13 protein-coding genes are annotated in these 15,320 nt (G+C 47.5%); 11 read left to right on the plus strand and 2 right to left on the minus strand.

Annotation, left to right across the window (positions count from 1 at the left end; genetic code table 11):
• Positions 1-44: 44 nt before the first annotated feature.
• From ACZ5ZV_RS03480 to ACZ5ZV_RS03495, 4 genes are all read left to right on the plus strand, one after another.
• Positions 45-983, plus strand: coding sequence for an N-acetylmuramoyl-L-alanine amidase-like domain-containing protein (locus ACZ5ZV_RS03480; RefSeq protein ID WP_464120040.1), 939 nt, complete (start codon positions 45-47; stop codon positions 981-983).
• Complete coding sequence (locus ACZ5ZV_RS03485) at positions 974-2,005, plus strand: hypothetical protein (RefSeq protein ID WP_464120041.1); 1,032 nt, start codon at positions 974-976, stop codon at positions 2,003-2,005. Before ACZ5ZV_RS03480 ends, ACZ5ZV_RS03485 begins: the two co-directional genes overlap by 10 nt.
• A complete protein-coding gene (locus ACZ5ZV_RS03490; RefSeq protein WP_464120042.1) occupies positions 2,005-2,961 on the plus strand; it encodes a hypothetical protein in 957 nt (318 codons plus the stop codon). The genes ACZ5ZV_RS03485 and ACZ5ZV_RS03490 overlap by 1 nt, the downstream gene beginning before the upstream one ends.
• A gap of 468 nt (positions 2,962-3,429) precedes the next feature.
• On the plus strand, positions 3,430-4,254 hold the full coding sequence (locus ACZ5ZV_RS03495) for a flagellin N-terminal helical domain-containing protein (protein WP_464120043.1): 825 nt from the start codon (positions 3,430-3,432) through the stop codon (positions 4,252-4,254).
• 182 nt (positions 4,255-4,436) lie between these two features.
• Here the strand turns inward: ACZ5ZV_RS03495 and ACZ5ZV_RS03500 are convergent, their stop codons facing one another.
• The gene (locus tag ACZ5ZV_RS03500; protein ID WP_464120044.1) at positions 4,437-5,093 is read right to left on the minus strand and encodes a transposase; all 657 of its coding nucleotides are present in this window, start codon (positions 5,091-5,093) and stop codon (positions 4,437-4,439) included.
• Between the two features lie 421 nt (positions 5,094-5,514).
• On the opposite strand from ACZ5ZV_RS03500, the gene ACZ5ZV_RS03505 reads away from it, so the two are divergent.
• Both ACZ5ZV_RS03505 and ACZ5ZV_RS03510 read left to right on the plus strand, forming a co-directional pair.
• Positions 5,515-6,348, plus strand: coding sequence for a flagellin N-terminal helical domain-containing protein (locus ACZ5ZV_RS03505; RefSeq protein WP_464120045.1), 834 nt, complete (start codon positions 5,515-5,517; stop codon positions 6,346-6,348).
• 316 nt (positions 6,349-6,664) lie between these two features.
• The gene (locus ACZ5ZV_RS03510; RefSeq protein ID WP_464120046.1) at positions 6,665-8,821 is read left to right on the plus strand and encodes a zinc-dependent metalloprotease; all 2,157 of its coding nucleotides are present in this window, start codon (positions 6,665-6,667) and stop codon (positions 8,819-8,821) included.
• Here the strand turns inward: ACZ5ZV_RS03510 and ACZ5ZV_RS03515 are convergent.
• Entirely contained in the window at positions 8,811-11,159 is a 2,349-nt protein-coding gene (locus ACZ5ZV_RS03515; RefSeq protein ID WP_464120047.1) for a phosphoenolpyruvate carboxylase, read from the minus strand. The two genes, ACZ5ZV_RS03510 and ACZ5ZV_RS03515, sit on opposite strands and share 11 nt — an antisense overlap.
• 156 nt (positions 11,160-11,315) lie before the next feature.
• Here ACZ5ZV_RS03515 and ACZ5ZV_RS03520 point away from each other — a divergent pair, with 156 nt between their 5' ends.
• The 5 genes from ACZ5ZV_RS03520 (at position 11,316) to ACZ5ZV_RS03540 (ending at position 15,320) form a co-directional block, all read left to right on the plus strand.
• A complete protein-coding gene (locus ACZ5ZV_RS03520) occupies positions 11,316-11,693 on the plus strand; it encodes a flagellar protein FlaG (protein ID WP_464120048.1) in 378 nt (125 codons plus the stop codon).
• A 173-nt stretch (positions 11,694-11,866) separates the two neighbouring features.
• The gene (gene fliD / locus ACZ5ZV_RS03525; protein ID WP_464120049.1) at positions 11,867-13,234 is read left to right on the plus strand and encodes a flagellar filament capping protein FliD; all 1,368 of its coding nucleotides are present in this window, start codon (positions 11,867-11,869) and stop codon (positions 13,232-13,234) included.
• A 36-nt stretch (positions 13,235-13,270) separates the two neighbouring features.
• A complete protein-coding gene (gene fliS / locus ACZ5ZV_RS03530; RefSeq protein ID WP_464120050.1) occupies positions 13,271-13,678 on the plus strand; it encodes a flagellar export chaperone FliS in 408 nt (135 codons plus the stop codon).
• Between the two features lie 23 nt (positions 13,679-13,701).
• Complete coding sequence (locus ACZ5ZV_RS03535) at positions 13,702-14,127, plus strand: hypothetical protein (protein ID WP_464120051.1); 426 nt, start codon at positions 13,702-13,704, stop codon at positions 14,125-14,127.
• A 146-nt stretch (positions 14,128-14,273) separates the two neighbouring features.
• Positions 14,274-15,320, plus strand: coding sequence for a tetratricopeptide repeat protein (locus ACZ5ZV_RS03540; protein WP_464120052.1), 1,047 nt, complete (start codon positions 14,274-14,276; stop codon positions 15,318-15,320).

Consider the following 15,320-nt stretch of genomic DNA (forward strand, 5'->3'; position numbering starts at 1 on the left):
TTGTATGCCATGCGGCCCCCGGGTGTTGGGGGTGTGAGGTGTATATGAATCTAGCCCGGAAGTTCACGTTTTTGTCGATTTCTATTTTGCTAATGGCGCAATCTGCGCTCGCAGAGTTTGACCAGAATCGTGCAGATTTATATCTTAAACAATTGTACTCACAATCGAATGTTGAAAAGCTGGAGAAGCTTTCAATTCAGCATAGGGTAGAGTATTTTTCTGGTCTGTTCTTAGGAAGACCATATCTTGGCGGAGCTCTGGGAGAAGGATCTCAGTCAGCTTTCGATAATGACCCACTTTATAGATTTGATGCTTTTGATTGTACGACGTTGGTGGAAACCGTTGCCGCACTTGCCATATCGTTTAGTGAACCTCAATTTAAGAAGAATATGAATGCAATCAGATACAGAAGCGGCTCTGTTGGTCTTGTGTCGCGCAATCATTTTACAAGCGTAGATTGGAATCCAAATGCTGAAAAGTTAGGTATTCTAAAGGATGTAACGGCAGAGATCGGCAAGGGCGAGACTTCCGTTTTAGAGACTGTAATCGACAAGAGATCTTGGTATCATAAGCAGGCTCCGTCTATGATTCTGACCGAAGACGACAAAGAATCTAAGATTCTTACCATTCTGGATAAGACGAGAGTTCTGGAACCCCAGATGTCTCGCTTGAATTTTCTGAGCAAAGAGCTGCTAGCCGATAAGCCCGACTTGATAAAGAGGTTTCCGAAGGCTGGCGTTATTAACATCACAAGAAAAAACTGGAATGTTAAGGGCCTTATTGGCACCGATTTGGATATTTCCCATCAAGGAATCTTCTTCGAAAAAAATGGTGAAATTATATTCCGTCATGCGAGCTTTAAAAAAAGCGCTCAGTACGTAGTCGAGGTTCCTCTGCTTGAGTATGTCAGAAGTAACTTCAATGATCAGACATTCGCCGGTATAAATGTGCTGTCTTTTTCGGAAGGAATGCAGTGGTTTTAAAAAGCTTGAGTTTCATTCTGCTTTCGGTGGCAATCTTGGCTGGGTGTAGCTTCAAGAAGAATCCCACCGAAAAAGATGGTAGCGGCAACAAAGTTTCCGCTAATAGAACTCATTTGCTGACAGATGAGGAAGCTCTTTGGAATATTGTGGTAGCCGGCAGGCTGTATGATCTTCAACTTTTTATTGAGCAGAATCCTGATATAGACCTTAATGCTTCTTGGAGAGGTGAAACGGCTCTCTCTGTTGCGTTACGGAGAGGTGACTTTGAGATCGCAGCAGTGCTCATGAGCTATGGTGCTTCACCATTTGTACCTTTGCAAGTTGATGGAAAAAGCGCATTTGATTCTGTCGATTTGTATCCCGCTAGGTTTAGAGCTGTTATTACTTCCCAAGTTGAACTTACTATGGCACATCTGTCCAAGAGCCTTGAGACGGGTTCGACTCTGAAAATTGTTGAGGTCTTCGCGGGAAACTCTATCCCTTGTGAAATGACTTTGGAGAAGTTGCGAGATGTTCGTTCTCGAAACTCCCGCAGTGCGCTTAATGATGCCGCTGCGGCCATATTGAATCACGATCAGTGTAAGAATATCTCCAGCCAACGTCTTGCAAAGATATTTACTCAAGAGTTTTTTGATATTCTGCGATCTTATTCAGGTGACTTGGCTTTGCTAAAGACCTTGGCGGCAAGAATTCCCCATAGGTCAACTATCGTTGCGGAAAACCAGAATCTTATTGGGATTTTGAATCCGTTTTTTTTGGTTAAGTTTCGGCAGATTTGTGGGAATCCATTCAGCAATGAGTCTGATCTAGTAGCGTGGCGCTATGAGCTGAGCTCTTTATTCCCAGATCAATCTGGGATGGCCTACGAAATTGCAGTTCAGAAAGAGAATAGAATTCAGGTGGGCTCAGGGAGAGCTCTGATATCTGATTTCGAATCGATGGACAGGTATGACGAGCGACGATCTGTGGTTGTGTCGTTAACTGGTATTAAGAACTTTTTTGAGTGTGAGGAGGAGCATTAATGAAAAATTGTATAGCGTTATTAGTGCTTGTTTTAGTCTTTGCTGGATGCTCTTTTTCGAAAAAAGATGATGTGCCCGAAGATAAATTGGCTGCAATCTCTTCCTCAAAATACGACGCTCTTAAAAACGCTGTTATGAATGAAACCCCAGAGCAAGTTTCAATATTTTTAAGCAAAATAGATATAGATTTGAGTGACGACCAGGTAAATGAGATATTTGATATTGTGGTAAATAGGGGCAATGCTGATGTGTACACATTGCTAGAAAGACGAGAGGTCTTTAGTTCTTTGATGCACAGTGGGGAGTTCATTTTTCGTCAGCGAGCAATGAACTTGGATATTCGTGGGGCTTTGATAATTCAACTGTCGTCGTCTATGGCAGATATAACTTCGTTTAAACTGAAGGCATGTTCTGAAGTGTTGTCCACAGTGTTCTTTTTGCGATGGGCGCAGGCAAGAATGCTTGAGCAAGATGCAGTTTCTATTGCCGGTATTTTGGCAGATAAGAAATGTAGGAATGTTGACTCTAAGTTATTGAGCTATATCTTTAGGAATGAATTAGCATTTTTATATTTAAATTCAAGTTCCTCGTTGTATTTGATGGCTGAGTTAGCAATCATACATGAGGTTTCTCGGAAGAGCTATTTGTCTGGTAGATTTGCCTGGGGACATCTGATGATTTCGCCATTGCTTGTATTGGCAAATTTACCTGAAAGCATTGTTAATAGAGAACAATTAGCTGCAATTATGGGAAGGATGCATGTTGCACTTGAGGCTTCATTCGACATTGCTTATTACGTAGTTGCGAGATCTGGAAGCTATAGAGTGGGACGATTCTCGAACAAAGTGGAGCTGGTTTCTTTAGAAGATGCGTTGATTTCAGAGCTCGTTCAGCAGAACGCCGACTTCGTATTTGATCGTAATATTCCTGTAGATCAGGATATCAAGCTCCCATAGCGGCTAGCGCGTAACATAACACTTTGATAAATCATCGTTTTTTAGTCCTAGGTCGAGCTTCAACTAGACCTAGGTCAAAAATTTTTGGGTCCTTAATTTCCAGTAAAATCAAATACTAAGCAAAGCGCCAAAAAAAATCCTAGACCTTAGGCTAAAGTTTTCAGGACCTAGGTCCGAAGAGTTTGTTGTACACGTTGGGCCAGCTAAAAAGGATCTCCAGATCAAATCAGGATACCTCCTCTTGAAGCTCATGCTCCTCGAAAGAAACGTCCAATCACCGTTTCTTAGAGGGGCGGCTCCAACCATAATTTTTGTTTTTAAAAATTTAAGAAGAAACGAAATACAACAATACAGATCACGGGACGTAGGCGGATTTCGGGTGTTCAAAAGGTAAGTGGTGCTACCTTAGATCATTTTAGATTCCACAAAAAACCGACGGCTCGGATCTCTTATCCCTAGGAGGTTCTAATGGGCTTAAGAATCGCAACAAACACCGCATCGATCGCAGCACAACGTGTGCTTTCCAAACAGCAGAAACGCGCAGAGCATGCCGCACAGGCACTGGCTTCTGGTAGCCGTATCGTAAATGCGGCGGATGATGCCGCCGGCCTCGCGATTTCTGAAAACTTCAAAGGACAATTGAAAGGTATTGGTCAGGCGCGAAACAACGCCAACAATGCGATTTCATTTGTGCAGGTGAGTGAAGGGGGCTTGAACGAGGTCTCTAACATTCTGGTACGTCTGCGTGAGCTGGGCGTGCAGGCAGCTTCCGATACTGTGAGTGATACAGAGAGGGAGTTCCTGAATAAAGAAACTCAACAACTCATCCAAGAGGCGGATCGTATTGCCAAGACCACGGTCTTCGGTACGAAGAAAATGCTGGATGGTACTGCCGGAGCGATGGAGTTCCAGGTGGGTGCTTACTCGGATGAGAATAACGTGATTAAATTTGAATTTGATGCCGACGCGACGGCGGGAGCATTGGGTATCGACAGTATTGCCATGGCAGACCGGGGTGATGCGCGTGACTCGCTGGAGACAGTGGATCAGGCCATCGAAAAGGTTTCCGGTATGCGTGCGAACTTCGGTGCGATGCAATCCCGAATGGAGTCCGCGGTGAGTAACTTGGATGTGTCCTATGAGAACTTGTCAGCGGCAAATTCTCGTATCCGCGACACTGACGTGGCGAAAGAGACAGCCGAAATGACTTCTGCAAGTATTTTACAGAATACGGCGGTGTCGGTACTGGCTCAAGCCAACCAGTTGCCACAAGTGGCAATGAAGTTGGTCTAATTAATATCAGCCTAAATATTTAAGATTCACATTCGCGAAATTAACGGATGTCGGGAGAGGCCTGTTCTGGGATAAGGCTTCTCTCGGGAAGAGGGGTCGCCCACATATACTCCTCGTCTTAAGCCCACCCCGGGGACACCCGTCCCCGGGGATTTTAGAAGGTGCCTGGTGACTTTTTACACCTACAGCGCGTCAACTTCTAAATGGGATGGACGATTTTTATAAGGGCTAATTCTAAAAACACTTCTTCTCAGACCCTTTTGAATTTTCTCCCAATCATCTTGTCCGGGATCCGTATTCAGCCACTCTAATGTGGAGAAACGCGAGCCCCAAGTTTCCCAGTGAGAATCATCACTGATGGGAATTTCCATCTTTTCTAACCCAAGAAGACTTCTTAATGTCGAGTACCGATAGTCTTCGACCCTGGCACATAACCCTGCTTTCACCGGGTTTCGATATAAGTATTTGTAAGCATGTTGATAGTAGAGCTGATTGGATAAAAGGCTGCGGTGAAATCGTGATCCATAAGTAACATTGACTCTATTACTCAGCGTCCGAAGATCCCTTCCGGATTCCGACATGAAGAACCGCATGGCTTCACTAAGATTTCCCTGTGGTGCAGAGGCGATCATGTGGAAGTGGTTATTCATCAAGACAAATGCATGAATTCGAAGATCAAAAGCCAAGTGGATAAAGTGCAGATGAGTCGTCATCACTCTCCAGACTTGTTCTGGATCGACTGAAAACCAATCACGATTAATGCATCTTGCGGTGATGTGATATGGCAATTCTGTGTGGCAGACGAACTTCTTTCTTCCCATGAAAAGACTGTCTTTCAATTCAAGCTCCTGGATCAAAGCCCCTCAGACCTTTGTTTTGCGTCCGTATTCTGAATTTTTTGATGCGGTGTAGGTGTAAAAAGTCACCAGGCACCTTTTGTTGGTCGGGGCAGACGTTTGGTTTGGCTGGACCTTGGTATTGAAAAATGCCGGGTTTTGGTCTGCTTTTCAGGATCTTGGTCTAGCTTTTACTGGATGATGGTCCAGAAGTGCTAGACGCGACTAAAGCCTTTCAAGACCTCGCCGAAAGGTATGTCAGAAGCAACGACGCAAACCAAGTCGAAGCTCTCGAGGAACCCGCAAGGAGTGATTGCCTTACGAAGATTCGCTTGAGAGAGCCAGACGAAAGTTTGAGTCACCAACGTGTACAACTTGGTCAGCCTAAGTAGGTATAAGGCGGCCGAATTAATGGAGGTCCCACATGGGAATGAGAATTTCTACGAACGTATCCGCTATCAACGCACAGAGAACAATGGTGAACTCTCAGCGTGAAATCGGTAAATCAATGTCACAATTGGCATCTGGCTCCCGCATCAATAAAGCGGCAGACGATGCAGCAGGTTTGGCGATCAGTGAAAACTTGAAATCACAAATTCGCTCTCTAGGTCAGGCTTCCCGAAATGCGAACGATGGTATCTCCATGGTTCAGACGGCAGAGGGTGGTTTGTCTGAGATCTCCAACATCCTGACTCGTATGAGAGAATTGGGTGTTCAGGCTTCTTCTGACACTATCGGTGATACAGAGCGTGGCTTCCTTGATAAAGAGGTTCAGCAATTGAAAGCTGAAGCACAACGTATCACGCAAACAACTAGATTCGGTACAACAAAACTTCTGGATGGTTCCGGCGACAAGTTCGACTTCCAGGTAGGTATCAACAATGACGGTGAAGCAGACAGAATCTCCTTCAACGCCGGTGAAACAGATGCAACAACTTCCAGCTTGGGAATTGAAGGTTTCGACTTCTCTTCCAAAGAGGGAGCGCAAGACGCCCTAGCAGCAGTGGATAAGGCGCAGTCTCAGGTGAACGGTTTCCGCGCAAGTCTCGGTGCCCTTCAAAACAGATTGCAGTCCACAGTGGATAACTTGGGTGTGCAACACGAGAACATCTCCGCAGCCAACTCTCGTATCCGTGATACAGACGTGGCGTCAGCAACAGCGGAGTCCACTCGTAACCAGGTTCTTTTGCAGGCAAATACATCCGTACTGGCTCAAGCCAACGCGATGCCAAACTCTGCACTAAGATTGATTGGTTAATATTAGAATTGTTTTATAAGGATTTGACCTGAGAGGGTACCTCCGTTCCCTCTCGGTACCAACCTACCCAGGAAGACTTTGAGCTTCCTGGGGTACTTAACGGGTTGGGGCATCTTGCGGCACATTTTGAATCTTACAGGCGCCTCGGATCCTCGGGGTTTTTTGCGTTTCATGCAGGAGCACTTCTTGCTTTCTTAGACTTCCTGAAAATTAGGACTTTATATATTGGAACTGGGTTCCGGCCCTGACCAATTTTGGGTTCATTGTCTCTTTTTTAGACATTGTTCCGGGGTTCTATCTTATTTGGGAGTACTTCATGAGTTCCTGGAGCCGTACGTCTGTTGTCATGCTTTTGTGCTCTTCCCTGCTGGTTTCCTGCAGTAAAGAGACAGAGAAAGTCATCGTAAAAGAGTCCCTGCCTCCGGCCAAAATCGAATCCTCTGCACAGGTCAGAAAAAATCTTGTGACCTTTGAAAAGTCATCTTTGGGTAAACTGTTCCTTCTGGTTCCGACTGTTATAGATGGCTCCCGTGCCGCGGCACCAAGTTTCTTTCGACCGCAGTTGATTTCCTTTGAAAGAAACGGTGATCGTATTGCGGTCTTCAATAAAACTGTCCGGGACAGCGTGGAATCCGTCACAGCCGATCAACTTCTGCAGACTTTCGCGGTGGTCGAGGAAACGGACGACAAGCTGGTGTTTGATATGGGGCAGGGGTTCCTGTCCATGAACTATCAAACAGCCATGGACATTCTGATTCCTCAGACTTATGTGGACGTGGAGTTCATGGGTCAAAATAAGAAAGAAACCCACTTTGATATCAAAGATTCTTTCGTGAGCTCACTTTCCATTCGTAATAACTCGATCCTGATGAAGCAGGTTGTGCGAGTCGTTGAAAAGTACAAAAATCCCTATGCCGGAGAAAGAAAAAAAGACGAGCAGGATAAGCTGGCCATGATGGGCATGGCGGCTCCTGAAAAAGTGGAAAGCAGCAAGACTGTCTTCTTTGAAATCAAGCCCTACATTGCCAAAGAGAGCTTCAAAGCCAAGGCCTCGGACGAGCAAAATCGTTTTGGATTCTTTATCAATAACACCTTTGGATCCGGCGAGAACGACATGACGACTCAGATCGCCCGCTGGAGTGTGGCTCCAGAAGACGGGGATATTCGTGTCCTTCTGGATGCGAACGTGCCCGAGGCGATGAAGAGCGCGGTGACAGATGGCGTGACATACTGGAACCGGGTTTTTGGTCGAGATGTGCTCAAGGTGGAATATGGTTATAAAGACAGCGAGCCGCAGACGGATCGGTCCATCGTCATTCGTTGGATCAAATGGGATGAAGGCTTTGGTGCTTATGCCAATGCTCAGGTGGACCCTTTGACGGGTGAGGCCTTCCGCGGATATGTGTACATGACTTCAAGCTTCACAAAGAAGCATGAGTCAGCACAAGTTAATGGCTTCTTTTCTCTAAAGCATGGAAATCTGTGTGGGCTGGTCGTGGATCGTCCGTTGATTGAACAGGAAGATTCAGTGCGAAGTGTGATCGCCCATGAAATAGGGCATGTTTTGGGGCTGCGCCACAATTTTGCCGGCACTTTTGTTCCGGATGCATCGGATCTGGACATTAAGAACGCCGTGGAAAGAGCTTCTCGAGGAGACAATTCAAAGCCAGTCGGTTTAAGTAGCACTGTGATGGACTACACGACAGATGCGCCGACGCTGGTGGTGGGTGGCTACATCAAAAATAATGTGCTTTCTTACGACAAGAAGGCAATAGGCTGGGCGTATGCCGACATCGAATCCGGCAAGGTGAAGCATGCTTACTGTTCGGATGAGCATATCCTGGAAGCCATGATGGGCGAGCGCGAGATCCTTGGCTGCCAACGCCACGATCTTTATGGAAATATCTTCTTTGAGGCGAAGCAAGAGGTCTTGCAAGAGGCCATGAAGGTGATAGACCAATCGCTTGAGACTATTCGCTACGCCAAAAAAGCCGGATTTAAGTATGAGTATAAGCAGTCCGTTGGAGTGAATTTCGTTCCGAGCTTCTCTTTGGCGGAGAAGCTTTATAAGACAGAGAAAAAGAATCTGTTCCTGACAATTGATTCGTTGGTCGGCGGATATCTAAAACCCTATATGAAGTGGGGGGTAGGGGCGCCGGACTTTAATAGTAACGAGTATGGCGAAGGGGATCTTTTGATCGTCGAACAGATCAAGGCGCTGGGAGGCTGGGAGGCTTATCTGAAGTCCCTGAATCCACAGGTGGAAATGGGACCTAACTTCTTCTTTAATCAGGCTGAGGCTGCGATTGCCGCAGGCAAGTTGAATAATCTGGGCCTGAGTGAAGGTGAAGTGTCAGTGGTGAAGGAAGGTCTTCGTGAGGCCGCCGCCAGAATGGATCAGAATGTTGGCGGCCAGGTTGAAAAACTAATGGATCTTAGCAGGCTGCGAGACTCCTTGAAAATCACCCCGTAGTCAGCATTCCACTGGCAACACCCGTGACTGTCTCGCGCAGCAGTTTGATGTCCTTCTTTTCAAGAGCAATCAACTGCAGCACATTCAGTGGATGAATCAACGGGGAACGCAGGCGGATGCTGGTTTCTAGCCACAGTCGATACCAAAGCAAACTTTTTTCTCCGGTGATCTCCCGGACACATTTGATGGCTTCCGCATATTCAGTGCGGAAGCTTTTTTCGTATTTGGCAACCGTATCCGCGGAAAGCTTTGAAGAGCGCAGATACATGAAGAACACGTCGAGTTCGATCTTTTCCAAGGTAAAACCGACAGCCTTGACGTAGGTGCGGAACATGGAGGATTCTTTGAAAGCCCGGCGGTATTGATTTTTCTCATTCACGGTTAGATTCGTCCAGAAGGCACCCAGTCCCCACCACGTCGGGAATAACGCCCGAGTTTGGGTCCAGCACAGCACCCATGGAATTGCGCGCAGACTCTTGAGTTGAACCGAGCCCTGCCGTTTTGAGGGGCGGGAGCCCATGCGCAGGTCTTTCATGAAAGAATACGGCGTGGCCTTTTCGATCAGTTCTAAGAAGTCCTCCTGCTTCAGAATATTCTGGTAACTGGTTTGTACCGAATCAGCCAGCGTTCGCAGGGCTTTTTCTGTCCTGACAGAACCACGCATGGCGGGTTTCTTTTTACGGGCATCTCGGTTTTGCACCAGAAGATTCAACTGTCGCTGCAAAATAGCCGGAGAGTTGTAATTACGATAAATCATTTCTCCTTGTACGGTCATCTTGACGGTCTTCATCGCAGACAATGGCCACCATTCGGTTTGTTCCTGTATAGACCCGCCACCGCGCTCAATGCTGCCTCCGGAGCCATGGAAGAAAATAGGCGTCAGGCCGTGGGTTTCAATGGTTTTTTCCAAGTTTCCGATGGCGGATTGAATCAGATAACGGGATGGAAAAGCGCCATTTTCCTTGGCCGAATCCGAATAGCCCAGCATAACCTCAATCTGAGCTGACCAGTGTTTTTTGACCAGTTGCACGTTCCTGGGTTTCCCCAGAAACGCTGTGATGATTTCTTTGGAGTTTTTTAAGGAGCGTGAACTTTCAAATAGCGGAACCACGGGAAGACGAGGGGCTTTGAGAAACCTTGAACTCAAACGAACTCCTGCGTCGATATCCTGCGCGGACTCGCACTGGCTCAGAACGAACCCTCGCACATAATTCCGGGGACTGTGATCAGGGCAAAGTCGCGCCAAAGTCTGCAGCATACGAGAGATATTTGTCTGTTTGTCTGGCTGGGCGAGTGCTTCGTGAACCAAGGAGCTGTCCTCGCGAAGTTCCAGGGGGACGACCAGGCCAGGAAAGATCTTGAGCAGGTAGCGAATGCGGTTCAGCGGCTCGGATTCGGCGCCAAACAGGCGATTTTGTTCATGGGAAAGATGTTGCAGAGATTCCGTCAGCCGATGCACTCGACCGGCATCTCCAGCGGAAATGCGGCGGACTTTTATCAGGTGAGCCTTTACTTGCTGCGCCTGTCGTTGCAGCTTCTGAATGTGTTGACGATGCTCCAGTCCGGAACGTGCCAGAGGCGAAATCTCTGCAAGATACTGAGAAAATTGTCGAACAACCCACTGATGCAGGCGCAGGCGGGACATGCCCAGGCTTCCCAGCATGGTTTTTTCATTTACTCCGGGATGTCCGTCCTTGTCTCCGCCGACCCAGGTGCGGATATAGAAGGGATGCCGTTCCTGGCGTTGTTGCAGGTAAATTTCAATGACATTGTCTTGCAACACCAACGAGTAAATATATTCAGCTTCGTCCATCACGCTGGGCTTTCGCTGTTTGGACATGGGGAGGTTCCAGGCCATTCTTAGCAGGGAACGCAGTTGATGGGTTTGTGAAGGCTGTTCTGAGTTCAGGCGTTGCACCAGCAGGTCATGAATTTTGCGGAGGTAAATAAGCATGTCGCTGTTGCGGGATTCTGTTGGGTGCGCCGTCAGGACGTGAATCACACGACCGTAAGAATATTTTTCCCTCTTAATAGCTGCGGAACTTTCCTCTTCCAGACGGTGGGTGCGATAAGCGGATTCGCAAGCGTTGATCAGTTCCAGCATCAGAGCAAACGAGTGGGCAATGCCAAAGCGTTCTTGATCAGAGAGCTTTTCCAGCTGCGCTTTTAGTTTTAGTAATCCTTGTAGGTGATTGCTGGCAGGCGATTTTACATAGCGGCGAATCTTTTCAATGCGATTGAAGGCAGCGGCCCCCAGTTCGGCGCGGATGACATTTCCTAACTCGGTGACCGACCAATCCACAAGAGAGGTGAGTTCTTTGGCAAGTTGCTGCTGCATGGGGGAGCCTCCTCTACATAGGGACAGGGTACGCCTCTTTCATTCGTCTAGGTAGCACGTTTATTTTCTGGGCAAGAGTCTTGGATTGATGCGCTATAGCCAGAAAAAACAACCAGGCACCTTTTGGGGGAGGGAGGATGTGCCGATAAGATGGGCATGAATATCAAGGGACTGATCTCTAACATTTTACCGAATAACGAGGTTCGCAATGTCGAGTCCATCGGTAAAACTATCAAGTCCGATTCCACTCATGATCGCGATGCCAACGGGCAAGAACAGTATCAGAGTCAGGAACAGCCTCATCGCGAGCCGATGACAGAGGAGCAGCTGGAGAAATCCATGGAGCATCTTCGCAATCTTCCGGCGATGAAAGAACACAAGTGGACTGTGGAGCTTGAGGTCACAGAAAGTGGACGCTTCGTTCTTGTGAAAGACAATCTGGGCACCTTGATACGTCGTATTCCCGAATTGGAGCTGTGGACTTTACCCTCGGATGACTCTCCAAGAGGACAGCTACTTAAGCGTTCTGCATAAGTTTTCATTTCCGAAAGAGCATTTGATTCCCGGATGGAGGTCCAGCAAAAAGACCTGCTGTCAAAATCCCTGCTGCGTAAAATTCATTAGAGCCCTGAAAGCCTTGCCACTGGCCTTTCCTAGAGACATTTAATTGACTCACGGTTGCTGAATCATTTTGACACAATGAATTCATGGCAGGATTCCGAATTACAGGCATGGCCTCTGGGCTACCACCAAATATCGTTGAGCAGCTGATGGATGCTGAACGTATTCCTGTGAAACAGATGGAAGCCGGTCGCGCCAAGCAAGAGGACAAACTCAAGCTGGTGCAGGATCTGGAAACGAAGGTCAATGATATCACCAAGAATCTGGGTGAGTTGACATCGACCAGCGGATTTATCGACAAAAAGTTCCTGAGTGGTGATCCCAATGTGGTGGATGGCCTGGTCGATCCGCAAAGTGCAATTCCAGGGGACTATGCGATTGAAGTCGTGCAGCTGGCGCAGAAGCCGGCGGCGATCTCCAACGGTTTCCCGGACAAAAATGAAACTCAGATGGGGACTGGATATATTAAATTCCAGACTCCGGAAGGAACAAAGGAAGTTTATATCAATGGCAGCAACTCCACGTTGGAGGGGGTGGCCAAGCAGATTAATGCTTCTAATGTGGGACTCAAGGCGCAGGTGCTGGAGGATCGCAAAGACAGCGAGAATCCATTCAAGCTGCTGGTTTCCGGTTTGGCGACTGGAAGCGACAGTCAGGTGAGCTTCCCGAAGATCTATCTTCTGGATGGCGATCAGGACATGTACTTCGATGAATCCCGCAAGGCTCAGAACGCGAAAGTGAAAGTCGACGGATTTGAGATTGAACTTCCTGACAACAAATCCACGGATTTGGTGCCGGGTGTGACTTTGGATTTCAAATCAGCGGCTCCGGGGCGCGAGATTCGTCTTTCTGTGAAAGAGAACCTCGAAGTCATCAGCGGCAAGATTAAAAGCTTCGTTGATGCTTATAACGCGGCTTTGGAGTTTATCCAGAAGCAGAACAAGCTGCAGGCCGGAAACGGCAAGAATCCGTCACTGGGCCCTTTGGGTGGTGACGGGATGTTGCGCTCAATTGAAAACAGTCTGCGCCGGGTGATTCTGAATCCGCAGATGGGCGTGGAGTCTCCGATTCGCCGCGTGGGTGAGCTGGGGATTGAGTTCAACCGAAACGGTACTTTGAACTTTTCCCAGGACAAGTTCAATAAAGTACTGCAGGCCAATCCCCAAGGGGTGGCTGCCTTCCTGAGAGGGGATGGCTTTAACACCGGTTTTGTGGTCACGGTCAAGCGTGAGATTGGAAATCTGGTGAATGGGCAGTTCGGCACCATTTCCAACCGCAAACGCGGTTTGGAGGATCGTATCAAGCAGGTGAACAACCGTATTGAGACGAAAGAACGCCAATTGGAAAGAAAAGAAGACAGCCTAAGACGTAAGTTTGCGGACCTGGAGCAGAAGATGTCTGCCTTGAATGCGCAACAGGCGAAGTTTGCGGCAATGGCGCAACCACAGGGTTAAGAGCGTTGATTTTTGAACATGATGGAGTGAGGGGCTATGAATAAGAATGCGTATCAGAAGTACAAAACAACTTCCGTGCAAAGTGCCAGCAGGGAAAAAATCCTGCTGATGCTATACGAGGGTGCCATTAAGTTTACCAAGCTGGCGATCAAGGCCGCAGAAGAAAAGAAGATCGCCGATCGCGGCATGAATATCGGCCGTGCCTTCGACATCATTATGGAGCTGAACAACACCCTGGATCACAAGGTCGGTGGTGAAGTCGCTAATCAACTGGAACAGCTCTATATGTTCATGATGGAGCAGTACACGAAAGCCAACATCTCTGGCAGCCCAGAGCCGCTGAAAGAGAATCTGAAGCTTCTCAACACTCTTTATGATGGTTGGGTTCAAGCCGTGGAAAAACTGAAACAAGAAGCCAACAATACAGATAAAAAAGCGGGTTAAGAATGAGTCACTGTGGAGGGGACATGACCAGAATCATCACGTTGTTGAACGAAAAGAATCACTACCTCGAGAAGTTCTACTCTTTGAATGAAGTGGAGTTGGCGAACTTTGCCCAAGGGCAGTTCGACAATCTGGAACACTTCTATCAAACCCGCGATAGAATTCTGGATGTTCTGAAATATGTGGATGCGCAGATCGAAAAGGCTCACGACGAAATGGGGGCTGGAGCCGTCATTCCGGAAAATGAACGCCGCGAGGTGAAGGAAGCCCTGGCTATCAAAGACGAGTATGTAGCCCGCATTATCGAGCAGGATATTCAGGTCCTGGCGTGCATTGAAATGGCCAAGAACTCCATCATCCGTGAATTGCAGGAAGTCCGCCGCAGCCGTAAAGCAGTCGGTGGTTACAAGACCAAGACCTTCAATCAGCGTCTGGATGAAGAGGTCTAGGAAAAAAATTCCTGACAAAAACATGACGGCAGATTCGGTCAAAGAGTCAAACAACTGGCTGAGTCTGCCTCAGAATCAATTAAAGCACAAAGCACCCTTTGGCATCTGTGTTGCTCCTTCAATTCTGCGCGAGGAGATCACGTCAGATGTTGGAAAATCAGATCGTTCAAAAGTCCAGTGAAATTTCTGGTATTAATTCAAATCCTGAAAGCTATCAGGATGCACCCAAAATTTATTTTGATCCGCAACAGGCTATTGCCGACTTCGAAGCGGAAGTGTCTGAAGTCAAAGAAGAAAAGATTGTCGATGAGCGCGTAGCTAAGTTCATTCGCAATGCACAAGTGCTGATGAAGCACCGTGAATATCCTCTAGCGATGAATCTTCTCAGAGAAGCCTCCAATAAGGATTCCAAGAATCCGGCGACTTTGAACATGCTGGCAAACTGCCTTGATAAGATGTCACGCAGCTCAGAGTCTTTGATTGTACGCAAGACTTTGGCGGAAGTGGATTATGGTTTTGAAAGTTTGCATGGCTATGCCACCGCTCTGTATAAAGCGGGCCGTGACCAGGAAGCTTTGGATAAGTACTACGAGGCGCTGGCCGTTCTGACTGAAGAGACCTCCACGCTGTTTGAGACTTACAAAAACATGGGTAATATTTTTGTGCGTCAGGGTGATTTTGACGGGGCGGAAGAATACTATAATAAGGCCTACACTCTGAATCCTCAGTCGGATGTATTATTGGTGAATTTCGGCACACTGGAAGTGCAGCGCAATGATTATGATAAGTCTTTGTTCTGCTTCCGCAAGGCTGTTGAAATCAATCCAGAAAACGACAAGGCCTGGGTGGGACTTGCCATGGTACACAGTCAGTTCGGCGATCTTGAACTGGCCTGGGCAAACATTGAATCTGCTATTGATATCAATCCACAAAACCGAACGGCTGTTCATCTGGCGGCGAACTGGGGTCTGCGCGATGGTAAGTTACAAAAAGCCATCGAAGCGCTTCAGGGTTATCTTGCCAGTGTGGAAGAAGACGAGGATATGTCGCTGGTTCTGATCAACTTGCTGTGCAGCGCAGGTCAGGTGGATCAGGCTTTGCTGGAAATGGAACGTGTCCTTCTTTGGAATCCGGATCATCAGGAAGTTCGTAACTTGAAAAAGAAAATCATCGCTTCACAGAAGGTTGCTTAA

It is taken from the genome of Bdellovibrio sp. HAGR004 (assembly GCF_055397015.1).